Source organism: Frankia tisae (assembly GCF_025403405.1).
GTDB lineage: Bacteria > Actinomycetota > Actinomycetes > Frankiales > Frankiaceae > Frankia > Frankia tisai.
In genome coordinates, this window is the sequence record NZ_JANEZT010000002.1 from 1 (window position 1) to 16,563 (window position 16,563).

Annotated in this window: 11 protein-coding genes; 7 read left to right on the forward strand and 4 right to left on the reverse strand. The window is 73.3% G+C overall.

Annotated features, from left to right (window positions below; translation table 11 throughout):
• The coding region (locus NBZ85_RS00370; protein WP_438803055.1) for a sensor histidine kinase at positions 1–1,380 on the forward strand (1,380 nt) is incomplete at its 5' end.
• 189 nt (positions 1,381–1,569) lie between these two features.
• Positions 1,570–2,667 carry an ABC transporter permease gene (locus NBZ85_RS00375; RefSeq protein ID WP_261554796.1) on the forward strand — a complete coding sequence of 366 codons (1,098 nt, stop codon included), beginning with the start codon at positions 1,570–1,572 and terminating at the stop codon, positions 2,665–2,667.
• Positions 2,668–2,741: 74 nt separating this feature from the next.
• Here the strand turns inward: NBZ85_RS00375 and NBZ85_RS00380 are convergent, their stop codons facing one another.
• The 3 genes from NBZ85_RS00380 to NBZ85_RS00390 all read right to left on the reverse strand — a co-directional run bounded on the left by NBZ85_RS00380 (position 2,742) and on the right by NBZ85_RS00390 (position 5,832).
• Positions 2,742–3,296 carry a flavoprotein gene (locus tag NBZ85_RS00380; protein ID WP_261554795.1) on the reverse strand — a complete coding sequence of 185 codons (555 nt, stop codon included), beginning with the start codon at positions 3,294–3,296 and terminating at the stop codon, positions 2,742–2,744.
• Positions 3,297–3,457: 161 nt separating this feature from the next.
• The gene (locus tag NBZ85_RS00385; RefSeq protein ID WP_261554794.1) at positions 3,458–4,801 is read right to left on the reverse strand and encodes an ATP-binding protein; all 1,344 of its coding nucleotides are present in this window, start codon (positions 4,799–4,801) and stop codon (positions 3,458–3,460) included.
• A gap of 455 nt (positions 4,802–5,256) precedes the next feature.
• Positions 5,257–5,832 (reverse strand): hypothetical protein, encoded by a 576-nt coding sequence (locus NBZ85_RS00390; RefSeq protein ID WP_261554793.1) that lies wholly within the window; start codon positions 5,830–5,832, stop codon positions 5,257–5,259.
• Positions 5,833–5,984: 152 nt separating this feature from the next.
• Here NBZ85_RS00390 and NBZ85_RS00395 point away from each other — a divergent pair, with 152 nt between their 5' ends.
• On the forward strand, positions 5,985–8,078 hold the full coding sequence (locus tag NBZ85_RS00395; RefSeq protein WP_261561341.1) for a sensor histidine kinase: 2,094 nt from the start codon (positions 5,985–5,987) through the stop codon (positions 8,076–8,078).
• On the forward strand, positions 8,075–8,728 hold the full coding sequence (locus NBZ85_RS00400; RefSeq protein WP_261554791.1) for a response regulator: 654 nt from the start codon (positions 8,075–8,077) through the stop codon (positions 8,726–8,728). Before NBZ85_RS00395 ends, NBZ85_RS00400 begins: the two co-directional genes overlap by 4 nt.
• Positions 8,729–9,000: 272 nt before the next feature.
• Here NBZ85_RS00400 and NBZ85_RS00405 read toward each other — a convergent pair whose 3' ends face one another.
• A complete protein-coding gene (locus tag NBZ85_RS00405) occupies positions 9,001–9,432 on the reverse strand; it encodes an NUDIX hydrolase (protein ID WP_261554790.1) in 432 nt (143 codons plus the stop codon).
• A gap of 492 nt (positions 9,433–9,924) precedes the next feature.
• Here NBZ85_RS00405 and NBZ85_RS00410 point away from each other — a divergent pair, with 492 nt between their 5' ends.
• The 3 genes from NBZ85_RS00410 to NBZ85_RS00420 all read left to right on the forward strand — a co-directional run bounded on the left by NBZ85_RS00410 (position 9,925) and on the right by NBZ85_RS00420 (position 16,536).
• The gene (locus NBZ85_RS00410; protein WP_261561342.1) at positions 9,925–12,249 is read left to right on the forward strand and encodes a serine/threonine-protein kinase; all 2,325 of its coding nucleotides are present in this window, start codon (positions 9,925–9,927) and stop codon (positions 12,247–12,249) included.
• Positions 12,250–12,341: 92 nt separating this feature from the next.
• On the forward strand, positions 12,342–13,931 hold the full coding sequence (locus NBZ85_RS00415) for a N,N-dimethylformamidase beta subunit family domain-containing protein (protein WP_261554788.1): 1,590 nt from the start codon (positions 12,342–12,344) through the stop codon (positions 13,929–13,931).
• 34 nt (positions 13,932–13,965) lie between these two features.
• Entirely contained in the window at positions 13,966–16,536 is a 2,571-nt protein-coding gene (locus NBZ85_RS00420; RefSeq protein ID WP_261561343.1) for an MFS transporter, read from the forward strand.
• The last annotated feature ends 27 nt before the right edge of the window (positions 16,537–16,563 follow it).

Sequence of the window (16,563 nt, forward strand, 5' to 3'; positions counted from 1 at the left end):
CGGGTGTCCCGCGGAAACCGTGTTCCCGGGCGACCGGCCCGCGACACACTGCTCCCGAAGGCGCCGATGACCATGACAACCCTCCCGCCCGGCGGGCGCCCGCCGCGCCGGCGGGTGCACCGGGAATTCGCCTACGCCCTGGCCGGTCTGCCGCTGGGCATCCTCGGCTTCGTCTACGCCGTCGCCGCGATCTCCGTCGGCGCCAGCTTCGCCGCCACCATCGTGGGTCTGCCGCTGCTGGCTGCCCTGCTCGTCGGCGCCCGCCGGCTCGGCGAGGCGAGCCGGCGCCTGGCCGTCCGACTACTCGGCGCGGGCGTTCCCGCGCCCCGTCCGTTCCGGCCACGCCGCCCCGGCGCATCCGGCTGGATTCGGGCGGGGCTCGGCGACACGGTCGGCTGGCGGGCCCTTCCCTACCTGCTGCTGAAGTTCCCGCTGTCACTGGCCAGCGGGATCATCTCGATCACGCTGTGGAGCTCCGCGCTCGGCGCGGCCAGCTATGCGCTCTGGCGGCCGTTCCTGCCCTTGCAGCGCGACGGCGACGGCCATGGGCACCGCGGCGCCTCGTTCGGCACGGACTTCTTCCTCGACACCGCCCCCCTCATCGCCGCGGTGACCGTGACCGGGCTGTTCCTGCTGCCCGTCGCCCGCTGGTCGGTGCGCGGGCTGGTGCACCTGGACGTGCTGCTGATCCGCGGCCTGCTCGGCCCGACCCGGCGATCCCTCACCACGCAGCGGCTGCGCAACCTGGAACGCACCCGCGCCGCCGCCGTGGACGACTCGGCCGCGGCGCTGCGCCGCATCGAACGCGACCTGCACGACGGGGCGCAGGCCCGGCTGGTGGCGATGGCGATGAACCTCGGTATCGCCCGCGAGCACCTCGCTACCGACGGCGACGCCGTCGATCTGGACGCCACCCGCACGCTGGTCGACGCGGCCCACCGCGACGTCAAGGAAGCCCTCGTCGAGCTGCGCAACCTCGCCCGCGGGATCCACCCGCCGATCCTCGACCGGGGCCTTGAGGCCGCGCTTGCGAGCCTCACCGCCGGCAGTGCCCTGCCGGTGCGGGTACGGATCGACCTGCCGGACCGCCCGTCGGCGGCGATCGAGACGATCGCCTACTTCTGCGTCGCCGAGCTGCTGGCCAACGCCGCCAGGCACAGCCGCGCCGGCGAGGCGCACGTCAGCATCATCGGGCGGGCCAGGCGGGTGCGCGTCGTCGTCGGCGACAATGGTGCCGGCGGGGCGCGCATCGACCCCGGGGGCGGCGGGGGGCTCGTCGGCCTGGTGGAACGGGTCCACACCGTGGACGGCTGGCTCGCCGTCACCAGCCCACCCGGCGGTCCGACCGCCGTGACCGTGGACCTGCCGCTACACGCCTGACCTGTCGCTACACGCCTGACCTGCCGCGCCCGGAAGAACCGGTAGCCGGGCGCCGTGACATCGGAGTCCACCGCGATCCGACTTCTCCGGGATCTGCGGAGCGCCCCGATGACGGAATAGGGTCGTGACTGTTCGGTGCCTACGGTCGCACCGATTGTGATTTTCGACAAATGGATGGGATGGGATTGCATGGTTGACGGACAGCGCGAGGTACTCGAGGGGATGCCGTCGCCGGCGTCGGCGCAGCCTCATGACGCCGCCGAGACCATTGCCGGCGGCCCGTTGCAGGAGGAGGGCCCGGGTTCTCTCGAGCCGTTGCGCAACGGCCTCATCGCCTCCGTCGCCCTGATCGCCGTCGTCATGATTCTGATGTGCAGCTACGCGAGTGCCTTCGGGAAGGTCTCCCCGCACGACATCAGCTTTGCGGTGGCGGCACCGCAGGCGGTCGCCGATCAGCTCGACGCGTCGCCCGCACTGGACGTACGCCAGGTTGACGATCTGGCCGCGGCGCGGCGGGCGGTCGAGCACCGTTCCGTGTACGGAGCGTTGGTCTTCACCGGGGCGGACTCGGCCACCTTGCTGGTCGCGAGCGGGGCCGCGCGCTCCGTCCAGACGGCACTGGTCCAGGTGGGCGAGCGGTTCGCCGCCGCGAGCGGGACAAAGCTGACCGTCACGGACCTGGCCCCGACCGCGTCGAGTAATCCCAGCGGAACGATCGAGTTCTATGCCATCGTCTTCCTGGCGATCGGGAGCGCGCTTGGGGCCACAGTGCTGGGCCGGGTCCTGGGAACCGTTCGCAATCTCCGGCACATGGGGATGCGGGTCGGATTCCTGATGTTCTTCACCGGCCTGCTCAGCCTGGCGGCCACGGTGTTCGTGGACGGGGTGTACGGCGCGCTCGCCGGCCATCCCGTGCCGCTGTTCGCCGTGCTCTGGGGCTACACGACGGCGATCTGCCTGGCCTGCACGGGCGTCGCGGCGCGGTTCGGAACGCTGGCCTCCATCGTGCTCACGTTGACGCTGACGGTTCTCGGCAACCCCAGCGCGGGCGGGCCGGTGGGCCGGCCGTTGCTCAACGATTTCTATGCCGCGCTGACCCCGTACTTCCCCCATGGCGGCGGCCTGTCGGTGCTGCGCGGCGTCCAGTACTTCGACGGCCGTGGCATCGCCTCCGGCGTCGTCTGCCTCGTCGTCTGGGCGGGCGTCGGACTGCTGCTCCTGGCCGGTGCGGCCGTCCGCACCGGGTTGCGGACGCGGGCGGGCCAACCTGCGCCCGCCGCCGCTTAGCCGATACCCGGGTGACCGTGCGGTAGATCTCGCGCACGGTCACCCGGATCAGGTCGGCGGCCGCCGAACGTTCGTCAGGGGGTCTTCGCGGCCTCGAGCGCGTCGAGGAGCTTCTGCCAGGGGAACAGGGCCTTCCACGCCTCTATGTCGGGAATGTCCTCCAGCACGACGTCCTCGTATTCGAAGATCACCTGTACGCCCCAGGACCGCAGGGTCGCGATGTTCGCGAGGAACGCGGGATGCTTCGCATGGGTCGGGTTCGGCGGCAGCCCGATGATGATGGGGATCCCCGAGCAGATGGTCTCGTTGAGCAGGCTCAGCGCGAGGGTGTCCGAGATTCCGCCCGCGAACTTGTTCACCGTGTTGAAGGTGGCCGGCGCCACCACGATGGCGTCGGGTACCGGGCGCTCCTCGTTGTCGTCCTCGACCAGCGCGTACTCGCTGCGCACCCCGTGGCCGGTGAGGCTGGCGAGCAGTCCGGTGTCGATGAACTTCAGCGACGACGGGGTGGCGACGACCCGGATGTCCCAGCCGGTGGCCTGCGCCTGCTTGGCGAAGACGGGGAGGTCGTCGGCGGGGTAGCCGCCGCCGCAGACGACGATGTAGAGCGCGCGATTTCCGACAGTCATGGCGAAGAAACCCATCTCGAGGCCGCGGAGAAACCGGAAGCATTCGTTCCAGCCATCATTCTCCCGCCAGTTCGGCCGCTTTTTGGCGTAGCCGCCGAACGTCGGGTGCGGATGGTCCGAAGGTCCCGCCGCACCCGGCCGCGGGCAGGCGGTGGGGACGGTCAGATGCGGGTGAAGGCCTCCGCGTCCCGGCGGAAGCGGTCGAGCTCGGTCAGGCTGATCGTCGGGCGGGCCTGCCGGGCGGCGTCGAGCAGGTCCGCGGTGCCCAGCGGCGTGGTGGCGGGATTCTCGCCGCCTTCCGGGCCGGCCGCGTCCGAGCCGGGCTTGCCGTGCAGCCAGGTGCTGTCGGCGGCCCGGTGGAAGGCCGCCGCGGCCGAGCGCTGCACGACCGCGGAGAGATCCGCCGGGGTGAACAGGTCGGTCGCGGCCACCACCGCGTCCAGGTCGATCTCCGCCTTGTTGGCGACCCGCTCCAGCAGGCCCGCCAGCAGCACGCGGCGCCCACCGGCGTCCGGTGGCCCGACCGGGAGCACCAGGTCGAACCGGCCGGGCCGGACGAACGCCGGGTCCAGCGCCGACACCGCGTTCGTCGCGCAGATCAGCAGCCGGCCCTGCACCCCGCGGAACAGCGGGATCGCCTTGAGCAGCTCGTTGACGACCGACTGGTTCTCCGGCCGGGTCTCCCGGGACTGGGCGATCTCGTCGACCTCGTCGATGAACACGACGACCCGTTCGACGCCCATCAGGTCGTCGATCGCCGAACGCAGCTCGGCGGCGAGCCCGGCCGCCCCCGACGCCAGCCGCGACGGCAGCAGCTCCACGAACGGCCACTCCAGCCGGGCGGCGATCGCGCGGGCGAACGACGTCTTGCCGGTTCCCGGCGGCCCGAACAGCAGCATCGCCGTGGGGATGACCACGCCGTACGCCTCGGCCAGCTCCCGCTCCCGCACCGGCAGCAGCAGCCGCTGCTCGATGAGCTTGCGCTCGTCCTCCATGCCCGCGAGGTTCGACCACTCGGACGTGCTCAGCAGTGCCCCGCCCCAGCGCTCGACGGTCGACACGTCCGCCGGGCGCAGCGGGATCTGCTTGTCGTAGAGCTCCTGCCCGGTGGCGCTGAAGCCGCGGTTGAGGAACGCCTCCTCCCCGGACTGGCCGGGAGTGATCAGCGTGGTGATCCGCCGGCAGCCGGCGTGCAGAAGCAGGTTCTCCACGCTCTGCAACAGGCCGGACCCGATGCCGTGGTGGCGCCAGGCCGGTGCGAGGGCGACCGTGAGGACCCGGCCCGCGCCACCTTCCTTGCGCCCGATCGCGGCCCCCACAATGTGCTCGCCGGCGACGGCGACCACTACCGGGGACTCGGTGTCGGGCGGCTCGTGCCGCAGCGCCAGCACGGTGTCGGTCAGGTTGATCGGTGGTCCGCCCGGCGTGCTGCGTACCTCCTCGAGCAGCCGCACGGTGGCCGCATAGTCGACGGTCTCGTAGGGACGGATGTGCCAGATGGGCACGCTGGCTCCTTCAGGTCGGTCACCGACGGATCGTCGAGACGACTCTGCCTTGGCAGGTGCGGCGAACCCACCGGGACTGAAGGAGCTTTGTGAGGGGACCTAGGGACCGGCACCGGTTGACAAAGGCAGTCTGTGTGCCCGGGGGTGCCCCCCCGGGCAGGGTCGCCGTTTCGTCGCCCGACGGCCCGCGCCGCCGCCCGGCCGGGTGCGGGGATGCTGGTGGGCGCGCGGCGCGCGGCAGTGGTGACGCTGCTCGCCAGGCACCTTCGACGGGCGGACCGGCGACGCTCCTTCGGGCGCCCGCATCGTGGACCCCGCCACGCCCATCCGGGGGAGGCCGTTCCTTCCCGGCACCCCCGAACGGGTGAAGCGGGCGCCTCTCAACGGATGTCCGGCGGGGGACTGGCGCGGCAACGGCGTCGGCGTCGGCGTGGGGTGACCCGGCCGTCTGTCGGCTAACTGAGGTTGATGGTGATGTCGGCGTCGTTGGTGTCGCCGAGGGTGTGGACGTGGATGCTGCCGGTCGCGCCCGCGAATCGGCCGGTACCCCCGGTGATCGTCGAGTCGAAGTCGCTTTCGCTGCCCGTGCTCGACGATGCGAGCGTCGCGTCACCGAAGATCGCCTTCGAGGTGCAACGCGTGTCGAGGTTGGCTGCGAACTCGCAGGTGGTGTGGTTGGTGCCGGCGATCTGCCCGGAGTGGGTGGCGTGGTCGCCGGCGTAGAGGTTCTCGACGAGTTCCATGCGGCCCCCGGGCGCCGGCGGCCCGGTCATGGTGTGGGTGGGCGATCCACCCGGCGGCGTGTAGATGAGGTCGACCTGGTCGTCGAAGTAGCGGGTCGGGAAGGGCGTGGCCGCCGCGGCGGCGGCCGTCACCGCGGATGCCGCCGGGGTCGCCGCTGGGGTCGCCGCCGCCGGTGTGTCGGTAGAGCCTGAGCAGGCGGCGAACAGGGCCATCGCCCCGACCGCCGTCACCGTCGCCACCGCTGCTCGCCAGCGCGGCGCCGGGCTGGGGTACGCACGTTCCCGCATGGGAACCTCCTCGTCGTGTCGATCTCCGGCACCCGCCGGCCTGCCGGCACATCGTGGAGTTGGGCGTGTCCCGTCCACACGGGTGCGGATTCCCGGGTCGATCGGGAGAATTTCCCGGGTCGGCGGGACACGGTGACGCGCACACTGAGCGGGTGTTTCCCCGCCGAGGCTGCGTCCGGCTACCCAGCCGAACCGCCCGCCGACTCCTCGCTCACGTTCTGGCGCTGGCCGCCGTCATGCTCACGGTGGCCGGGGTGGCGCTGACCATCGCCAACCGGCACGCGGCCGTCACGACCACCGGGCAGCGGCCGGACAGTCCGTGGACCCAGATCGTTCCGGCCGCCGGCTTCATCATCGCCGGCTGGTTGCTGGCCACCCGACGCCCGGAGGTCGTTTTCGGCTGGCTGGCGCTGGCCGCCGGTCTCGGCCACGGGTTCGCGGTCGCCGGCATCGAGTGGGCCCTGTTCTCGCACGATGGGCGGCACCTGCCCGGGGCGGGGCTGGCGCTGTTCGCCGCGGGTGTCGGGGAACCGGTGGAACCGGTGGTGATGGCGACGACGTGGGCGGCGTTTCCGAGCGGGCGTTTCCCGCCGGGCCGGATCGGTCGGGCGGCCGTCGTCAGCGTGGCCCTGTGCGCGGCCGGTTGGACGACCGGGCCGCTCGGGCGGCACACGATCCCCCATCCGACGCCCGAGTTCGCCGGGCTGCGCAACCCGCTGGGGATCGACGCGTACCCCGACTGGGGCGCAGCGGTGCTGTTTCCCGCGGGACTGCTGCTGGGCTCGATCGTGATGGTCCTGCGCTGGCGGCGTGCGCGAGGACGAGAGCGTCAGGTGCTGCGCTGGCTGGGCGTGGTCAACATCGGCGCAGTCGTGCTCACCCCGGTCATCGTCGCGCTGCCGGCCGGCGAGGTTCTCACCTCGATCGGGACGATGCTGCTTCTGATCGTCGTCGTCGCGGTCGTGCTCGCGAACCAGGTCTACGGGGTCGACGTCGTCCTCAACCGTGCCCTCGTCTACACCCTGCTCGCCGCGTTCGTGGCCGGGGTCTACGCGGCCGGGGTGGGGCTGCTCGCGCTGCTCGGAGACCGGGCCGGCGGGCCGTGGACGGTGGTGGCCTCGCTCGGCGCCGCCTTCAGCCTCGCCCCGGCCCGGTCCCGGATCCAGCGGTCGATCAACCGTTTCCTTTACGGCCATCGCGATGAGCCGTACACGGTGGTCAGTCAGGTGGCGTCCCGCCTTGAGGCCGCGGGCAGCGTCGAGCAACTGCTGCCCGGCCTGCTCGAGGCCGTCGTCGAGGCGCTGCGACTGCCGTGGGCGGCCGTCGAGATGCTGGGGGACAGCGGAGTCACCCGCCGTATCAGTCACGGCGACGGCACCGGGCGCGCGGGCACGATCCAATTCCCGCTCGTCCACCAGGGTCGCGACATCGGATCGCTCGTGGTCGCGCGGCGCGTGGGGGAAGCTGAGCTGGACTCCCGGGAGTCCCGACTGATGGAGCACATCGCGGGCCAACTCGCGGCTGCCGCGAGCAACGTCATGCTCACCGAAGATCTGATCCGCTCGCGCGAACGGATCGTCAGCGCGACCGAGGAGGAACGCCGCCGGCTGCGCCGCGACCTCCACGACGGTCTCGGTCCCGTGCTCACCGCGGCCGCGACCAAGGTCGACGCCGCCCGCAATCTCGCTGGCCGCGACCTCCCGCGAGCCGACGACCTTCTCGGCGCGGTCCGGCGCGACCTGACCACCGCGCTCGACGACCTGCGCCGCCTCGTCCACGCGCTGCGACCCCCCGCCCTCGACGACCTCGGGCTGCTGGGCGCGTTGCGCGAGCATCTGCGGCACTCCGGCATTCCGGTGACGCTCTCGGCGCCCGACACGATGCCCGAGCTGCCGGCCGCGGTGGAGATCGCCGGATACCGGATCATCACCGAAGCCGTCGCCAACGTCACCCGGCACGCCCACGCGTCGCACTGCGTGGTGTCGATCGAATGGGGGGAACGCATGACGGTGGAAATCCGCGACGACGGCACGGCCCGGACCGCCTGGGCGGCCGGCGTCGGCCTGACGTCCATGCGCGAACGGGTCACCGCGTTGGGCGGTCGCTGGACCGCCGGGCCCACCCCCGATGGCGGCCGGGTGTGCGTTGAACTCCCGCTCTCCCTCGCCGGCAGCGCCGTGCCCGAGCAACCTCCCCTCCCCGCTCAGATCGCCGCGGCCACCACCCTCGTCGGCGCCGCCGGATGAACGACACCGGCCCCGTGCGGGTCCTGATCGTCGACGACCATCGGATCGTGCTCGAAGGCCTGGCCGCTCTGCTCGACTCGGTGGACGGCATCGAGGTCGTCGGCGAAGCCACCTCCGGCGAGCAGGCCGTCGCGCTGGCCGGCCCGGCCAGCCCGGATGTCGTCCTGATGGACGTCGACATGCCCGGCATCGGCGGCATCGAAGCCACCCGCCGGATCCGCGCCGCGCATCCCGGCGTCGCGATCCTCATGCTGACGATGTACGGCGAGGACGAATTCGTGTTCGCCGCTCTGCGCGCCGGCGCCCGCGGCTACCTACTCAAAGGCGCCCAGCAGGACGACGTGATCCGCACCATCGGCGCCGTCGCCCACGGCGACGCCGTGTTCGGATCCGACATCGCCGAACGCATCCTGCGCGCATTCTCCGACCCGGCGCCGGCCGCCGCCCCGTTTCCCGAACTCACCGACCGAGAACGGGATGTGCTGGGCCTCGTGGCCAACGGCTGGCCCAACAGCCGCATCGGCCGCGCCCTCGGACTCACCCCCAAGACCGTCGCCAACCACGTCTCCAACATCCTCGCCAAGCTCAACGCACCCGACCGCGCCGCCGCCATCCTCCGAGCCCGCCGCGCCGGTCTAGGGGAACCCTGACCACCAGAATGCATCGAAATGGGCCCAGCGAATTCAACGCGATCAGCTCCAAACGGCCCGAATCGGGCAGATGAAGAAACCTTTCCCGTAATTCATCGACGCCGACAACTCCAACCGTGTTCGCCAACAACCGGCCGGCGGGTGTCCAGATCGATATGGCTGTCACCCTTCCCGGGCGGAGGTGACCGGCGGAAGGCCGGTGAGGTGAACGTCGCCCGGACCAACGCCGGCCGAAGCACCGCGGCCCCTCCTCGGCCAGGTGGGCGGGCACATCACCAGCCCTCGGCGGCGAAGTTCTCGCCGCGGCAGAACAGCTCGATGCCGGTGCGGGATGTTCCGTAGGTCCGCGCGGGGATCGCGTCGAGGGGGAACCAGGCGATTCCACCGCATTTCTCCGGCTCGGCGTTGACCGGCTCGCCCGTCCAGCTCGCCGGCCGGAAGACCAGGCCGAGACGCGCGCTGCCGCGGTCATTGCGGGAGTGGATCGTGGCGGTGAGGCAGAGCCTGGACCGGTCGAGGACGAGGCCGGTCTCCTCACGGGCCTCCCGCACGAGCGCGCTGGCGGCGTCCTCGTTCTGTTCGAGTTTCCCACTGGGCAGGTTCCACCAGCCGTCGGCGAATCCGGTTCCCGCGCGCAGCGCAAGCAGCACCTGGTCGTCGCGGACCAGGAGCAGCAGTACGTCCACGGGACTCGTGTAGGTCATCCCACGATGATCGGCCCGTCTCCGCGTGCGTCGGTTACCTGGCCGGGATGTCTGATGTCCGTCACGCACCGTTATCCTCCGGTCGTCCGCATGAGGCTGCCCCCCCACCGGGTACATCCTCGTGTTGTCGCCGAGCGGAATCTTCCCATTGCTGCAGGCGAACTGACCTCGCGCGGCATCAATGACCGCGGGCAGGCCTGCGGAATCGAGCCACGCCTCCGGTGCCGGCACCGGCCTGAGTCGCGAGGACTCGCCGGTCCACCTCCATGACATCCCCAACCGCAAGACGTGTCGCTGAGACACCGTCACAGTCCCGGTCGTCGCCCCCGCACCGACACCCTGATCTTGTCCCGGCAGTCTGACCGCGCTCCGGCGCCCTGGCCGCTCGGTGGAGGATCGGTCGCAGGTGCTCGGTTATAGTCGGATCACGGATGATCCCGGCCTGGTGGCGGGCCGGGGCGGCGGGGGAATGCGGCGGACGCGGAGTAGCGCGTGATCGTGCAGGGGCACGTCCAGGCGGTGCTGCCGGACTACGAGATCGGGGCCGAGCTCGGCCGGGGCGGGTTCGGCCGCGTGTTCGCCGCCCGGCATCGCCGGCTCGACCGGGACGTGGCGGTCAAGGTGCTGGCGGTGCCCGCGCCCGCGCCGGAGCTGCCCGCCGACGGCGTCGACGCCGAGGCGCGGATCGTCGCGAGCCTCGACCATCCGCACATCGTCCGGGTCTTCGACTACGTGCGGGACGCGGACATGGCGCTCATCGTCATGGAGCTGCTGCCCGGCGGGACGCTCGCGCGGCGCGCGCAGGCGGGGCTCGCGCCGCCGGCCGCCTGCGCCACCGTCGCGGCGGTCGCCGTGGCCTTGGACCGGGTGCACCGCGAGGGTCTGCTGCACCGCGACATCAAGCCGTCGAACATCCTGTTCGCCGCGGACGGGGCGCCCAAGCTCACCGACTTCGGCATCGCGCGGCTGCTGGAGTCCACGGGCACCGCCACGCCGACGAGCGTGGTCGGCTCGACGCCGTACCTCGCGCCCGAGCAGTTCGATCTCGCCGCCCCCGGCGTGGCTGCCGACGTCTACGGCCTCGGCGCGGTGCTCTACGAGCTGCTGGCGGGCTCGCCCCCGTTCGGGACCGATCCGCGGCCGCACGTCATGGCCGAACGGCACCGCCGCGCCGCGCCGCTGCCGCTGCCGCTGCCGCTGATCCCCGCCGAGCTGGCGAGGGTCACCCTGCGGGCGCTGGCGAAGGATCCGGCCGACCGTCAGCCGAGCGCGCTCGCCTTCGCCGCGGACCTGATCGCCGCCGCCGGGCAGGCCTTCGGCCCGACCTGGCTGGCGGGCACCGGCATCAGCTTCCGCGGCGAGGAGGACCTGCGCCGCCACGGTCGCGGGTCGTTGCCACCGACGCGGCGCTACCGGCCGGTCGACGGGCGCGTCCCGGCCGGAGCCGGGGCGGTCGGCCGCGGGTTGGCTGGCGGCGGTGACCCGTCCGGGTCGTGGTACTCCGAGGTGCTGCTATCGCTGCGGGAGCGAGTCGCGTCCGCACGGGATCGGGCCGGGACTCGCGGCTGGCCGGCGACGGCCCTGGTCGCGGTCGTCCTCGTCGTCACCGTGCTGCTCGCCACGGGGGTCCTGCGTGTCGGGCCGGCGGGGTCGGCCGGTCCCGCCGCGGCACCCGCCCGCCCGAGCGCCGCGCCGGCCTACCCGGTGAGCGCGCCGCTGCCGCTGCGCGGCCTGGTCAGCCTGGCGGCGGACGGCAGCGGCGGCATCCTGCTCGCCGACTCCAGCCAGCACGCGCTGACGATGTTCGCGCGGGGGGCGGCCAGCACCGTCGTCGGGCGGGCCACCGCCGACCGCACCGGCCAGCCGGGACCGGCCCGGGACGAACCGGCCGCGGTCGCCGCGCTGCGCCGCCCGGCCGGCGTCGCCGCCGCCCGTGACGGGTCGGTCTTCGTCGCCGACGAGTGGAACTGCGTCGTCCGCCGGGTCTACCGCCCCGTGGGGCAACCGTGGCGGGTCGAAACCGTGGCGGGGCGCCCGTCGACGGAGACGGTGGACCGGGTGCTGGCCGGGGCGGCCGACCGCGGCGCGACGGTGGCGCCGGCGACGATCTGCCCGGCGGGCGGTGCGGACGGCCCGAAGAACGTCGGCGCGCAGATCGGCACGCCGACCAGCGTGGCGGTGGGCCCGACCGGGGCCCTGTACTTCACCACCGGCTACGCCGGCCAGGTCTGGAAGATCGACCCCGCGGCCGGATCGGGGAACTACCGCACGACCGCGGCACAGCTCGTCGCCGGCAACGGCGCCGCCACCGCGCACGGCCGCCGGGCGGCCCACGAACGACGGTACGACGGCGGCACCGACCGGGCGGCGGAGGTCCCGTTGGCCAACGCCTACAGCGTCACGGTCGATGCCGCCGGCCGGGTGTTCGTGCTGTCCTACGCGGACGGGCACGCCCGCATCCACGTCGTCGAGAACGGAGGAATGATCAGGACTGTCGTCGATCGTGGCATCGACGACGCCGGCATCACCAGCCTCACGCCGGCCCCGGGTGGCGGGGGCGTGCTGTTCACGGACGCCCGGCACGGGACGGTCTGGCAGGTAGGTGACCGACCGGCCGGTACCGGTACCGGTACCGCGCGTCCCGTTCTGCGGGAAGCCTGCGTCGGTGACACCGAGCGGCTGTTCGGCGTCCTGGCCGACCGCGGCGGCGACCTGTATTACACCTGCAACGACGCCAGCCAGGCGTCGCTCTACCGGATGTCCGCGGGTGCGCTCGCCGCCGGCGGATCCGGTCCGGGCCAGCGCCTCCTCTACTGACCGCTTGGCCGCGTTTCGGAGAGGATATTCATGCTTGTCCAGTTTCCCTGACCCCGGGCGGCGGGGCGTGGCGGGCGCTGCGACGATGAGCCGTGCGTCGGCGCCGGCTCGTCCGCCTTGTGGCCTATGTCTGTGTGATCGGCTGCGGGTTCGTCCTCGTGGGATGCGTCGGTGACTCCCGACCACCGCGCCGGCCCGCGGCGGCCCGCGTCCCGGCCACGGCCGTCCCCGGCAGCGAACATGGCCCCGGCAGCGAACAGTCGGGGGGTTTCGACGTTCGGGCCGAGAACGCCCGCCCGGGGGCCGAGTGCGGCCTGAGCCAGCTCGGTCCGCAGAACGCGGTGCAGGGCTGGCTGGACCAGGTCGGCATCGCCGCGGGCACGCCGGTGCGGCTGTTCGCGTCGACGACGGCACCGTCGCTGACGGTCTCGGTCTTCCGCACCGGGTGGTACGGCGGGCGGACCTGCCGCCTGATCACGACGGTCGGGCCGATTCCCGGGCGCCGCCAGGCCGATCCCACCCACAACCCGGCCACCAACACGATCTCCGCGGCGTCCTGGGCGCCCACCGCCACCTTCCCCACCGGGTCCTGGCCGCCCGGCGACTACCTGTTCCGGCTGGACGCCTCCGACGGCAACCACCGCTACGTGCCGCTGACCGTCCGGGGGCCGTCCGCCGCGGGACGGGTGGTGATCCTCAACGCGGTGACCACCTGGCAGGCCTACAACGCCTGGGGCGGTTACAGCCTCTACCACGGCCCGCGCGGTTTCGCCGACCGGGCCCGGGTCGTCTCGTTCGACCGGCCGTACGACTACGGCGACGGCGCGGCGGACTTCACCGGCAACGAGGAGCCCCTCGTCGCGCTCGCCGAACGCCTCGGCCTGCCGGTCTCCTACGCCACCGACCTCGACCTGCACGCCGACCCGCACCTGCTCGACGGCGCCCGCGCGGTGATCTCGCTGGGGCACGACGAGTACTACTCCCCGGCGATGCGGGCCGCCCTGACCGCCGCCCGCGACCACGGCACCAACCTCGCGTTTCTCGGCGCCAACGCGGTGTACCGGCGGATCCGCCTCGACCCGTCGCCGCTGGGGCCCGACCGGCTCGAGACCGCCTACAAGGTCGCCCAGGAGGATCCCCTCTACGGCCGCGACGACGCGCGGATCACCGCCAACTGGCCCTCCCCGCCGGGCGCCAACCCGGAGAGCTCGCTCACCGGCGGGATGTACCAGTGCAACCCCGTCCACGGCGACCTGGTCGTCACGCGGCCGCAGTCCTGGCTGCTGGCGGGCACCGGGCTCGCGGCCGGCGCCCGGCTGCCCGGTCTGATCGGCTCCGAGTACGACCGGGTCGACCTCGCCTATCCCACCCCCCGGCCGATCGAGGTCATCGCCCATTCCCCGATCACCTGCCGCGGCGTCCACGACTTCTCCGACGTCTCGTACTACACGGCGCGTTCGGGGGCCGGGGTGTTCGACAGCGGAACCAGCGCCTGGGTCTGCCCCCTGGCCGACGTCTGCGGGCCCGGCACCGGCGGCCCGGACGTCCAACGGGCCATCACCCAGATCACCACCAACCTGCTGACCGCCTTCGCCGCCGGTCCCGCCGGGGTGCGCCATCCCGCCGTCGACGCCGTCCCGGCCGAGGACCGCGGCGGCACCGCGCCGGGAGAGAAGAACTGACCGGCCGCGGTGGGGTCCGGTAGCGGGGCCGGCGATGTACCTGGCGGGGCGGGGCCCGCTGCCCGAGTCCGCGCGCGGCCGGACGAACGACGCGGACGGCGGCGGCGGCGAGGTCGTCGCCGATGCCGATGCCGGGGCGGCGACGCCCGCCATGTCCGCCAACGTGCTGTACCTCGGCCTGACGAGTCTGGTCACCGACGTCTCCGCCGAGATGGTGGCCTCGGTGCTGCCGCTCTACCTGACGGCGCGGCTGGGATTCAGCGCGTTGCAGTTCGGCGCCGCCGACGGTTTCCTCCAGGTCGTCGCCGCGGTCATCGCGCTGCTCGGGGCGCTGCTCGCGGACCGGTGGCGGCGCTACCGCGAGGCGGCCGGCGCCGGGTACGCGCTGTCGGCGGCCTCCCGACTGGGCCTGCTCGGGGCGCACGGCTGGCTGCCCGTGCTCGCCTGGCTTGGTGCCGACCGGCTCGGCAAGGGAATCCGGACCGGCCCCCGCGATGCGCTCATCTCGCTGTCCGCGCCGCCGGGGCGGCTCACTGAGGCGTTCGGGTTGCACCGGGCGTTCGACACCGGCGGCGCCTTGCTCGGCCCGCTGCTGGCCGTGGCCCTGCTCGGCGTCGCCCCCGGCTCCTACTCGACGGTGTTCACCGCGGCGTTTCTCCTCGCCGTCGTCGGCCTCGCCGTCCTGGTGCTGTTCGTCGAGAACCGCCGGCCCATGGACGACGCGCTGCCGCCCGTGGGCGCGCCGCCCGAGGTTGTGGGCGCGCTGCCCGAGGTTATGGCTGCGTCGGCCGGCGGAGCGCCGCGCCGGCTGTGGACTCCCCTCGCCGCGCTGTGGGCGGACCGGGCGCTACGCCGGCTGCTCGCGGCGACGGCGCTGCTGAGCCTGCCCGCGGTGAGCGACTCGCTGCTGTTCCTGGCCCTGCGTCACCAGGCCGGGATGGACGCCCGGCTCTTCCCGTCCCTGTTCGTCGTCGAGTCGCTGTGTTATCTGCTGTTCGCGGTGCCGATGGGTCGGCTGGCGGACCGCGTCGGCGCCGGGCGGGTCCTGCTCGGCGGCCAGGTGGCGCTCGCCTGCTGTTTCGCCGTGCTGCTCGCCCGGCCCGGGCACGGGGTGAGCGTGCTCGCCCTGCCCGCGTTGCTGGGGATCTACTTCGCCGCCACGGACGGGGTGATCGCCGCCTTGACGAGCCAGACGGTTCCCGCGGCAGCGCGAACCACGGGGCTCGCCCTGGTCGGACTCGTACTGGCCGCCGCGCGGGGGCTCGCGACGTTCGGTTTCGGCGCGGTCTGGACCCGTTCCGGGCCGGGCACCGCCCTCGTCGACGCGCTCGCGCTGACGCTGGTGAGCGGGACGTTCGCGGCGGTGCTGCTGCGGCCCTTCCGACCCGGCCACCACTCGTCGGCCCGCCCCGCCGATGCCGTTCCCGTCTCCCGACTCCCGGCGGCCGAGATTCCCGCGGCCGTGGTTCCCGCAGCGTCCGCCGGCGCGCGCGGCCGCGATGACAGCCTGGCGCGAGGATTGCGATGGCCGGCGGGCCCACGGGTGGCGGCGTTCGTCGTGGTCGTCGCGGTGTGCCTGACCAGTGTGATCGCGGTGAGCGTGCGGGACGGGCGACGCGAGGCGCCCGCCGCCCGGGCGTCGGGCGCGCACCGGGCCGCGGGGGCGGCGTCGCCCGGCGCCACCCACCCGGTGCCGATGACCGCGTCGCTGCCGGCGCTGCTGGTCCGCCCGCACCTGCTGGTGCTCGACGCCGCCGAGGGCGCTGGCTTCGGCCGGGTCGAAGCGGCCGACGTGCGCGATCCGACCGGGCCGCGGGCGCCGACGTCGCTGACCTGCGACCGGGTGGACCAGCGGGCGGGGCGCGGCCTGTGCCTCACCGACGACAGGGCGTCCGCCCGCGCCGGCGCGGCCGTGTTCGACGACCGGCTGCGCGTGCTGTTCCGGCTGCCGATCGCGGGCCTCGCCAGCCGGACGCGGGTGGCGCCGGACGGGCGGATCGGCGCGGCGACCACCTTCGTCGCCGGCGACGCCTACAACATCGACACTTTCTCGACCCGGACGCTGCTCATCGACCTCGTCTCCGGCCGGATCGTCGCCGACCTGGAGGACTTCGCCGTGACGCGGGGCGGGCGCCGGCTGCACGCCATCGACGAGAACTTCTGGGGCGTCACGTTCGCGGCGGACTCCGACACCTTCTACGCCACCCTGCACACCGGCGACCACTACTACCTGATCCGCGGGCACGTGCGCGACCGGCGGGCGGAGATCCTGCGGGACGGGGTCGAGTGCCCGTCGCTGTCCCCGGCCGGCGACCGCATCGCCTACAAGTCGCGGCGCAGCCACGGCTTCGCCCCCGCCACCTGGCGCCTGCACGTCCTCGACCTCGCCACCGGCGCGGACCGCCCCCTCGCCGAGACCCGCAACGTGGACGACCAGGCCGCCTGGACCGACAACGACCACGTCAGCTATGCCGTGGCGAACACCGGCCCCGGCAGGCCCCTCGCCGACACCTGGACGGTCCCGGCCGACGGCACGGGCCGCCCACGGCTGCTCGTGCCGTCCGCCCAGTCCGTGGTCACCGTCGCCCCGCCCGCTTCGGGCTGACACGGACCGTCCGTCATGGAACGATTG

Bases quoted from the DNA above. Each gene is read 5' to 3' on its own strand.
- NBZ85_RS00375 (WP_261554796.1), top strand. From the start codon at position 1,570: ATGGTTGACGGACAGCGCGAGGTACTCGAGGGGATGCCGTCGCCGGCG.
- NBZ85_RS00380 (WP_261554795.1), bottom strand. From the start codon at position 3,296: ATGACTGTCGGAAATCGCGCGCTCTACATCGTCGTCTGCGGCGGCGGC.
- NBZ85_RS00390 (WP_261554793.1), bottom strand. From the start codon at position 5,832: ATGCGGGAACGTGCGTACCCCAGCCCGGCGCCGCGCTGGCGAGCAGCG.
- NBZ85_RS00400 (WP_261554791.1), top strand. From the start codon at position 8,075: ATGAACGACACCGGCCCCGTGCGGGTCCTGATCGTCGACGACCATCGG.
- NBZ85_RS00405 (WP_261554790.1), bottom strand. From the start codon at position 9,432: ATGACCTACACGAGTCCCGTGGACGTACTGCTGCTCCTGGTCCGCGAC.
- NBZ85_RS00420 (WP_261561343.1), top strand. From the start codon at position 13,966: ATGTACCTGGCGGGGCGGGGCCCGCTGCCCGAGTCCGCGCGCGGCCGG.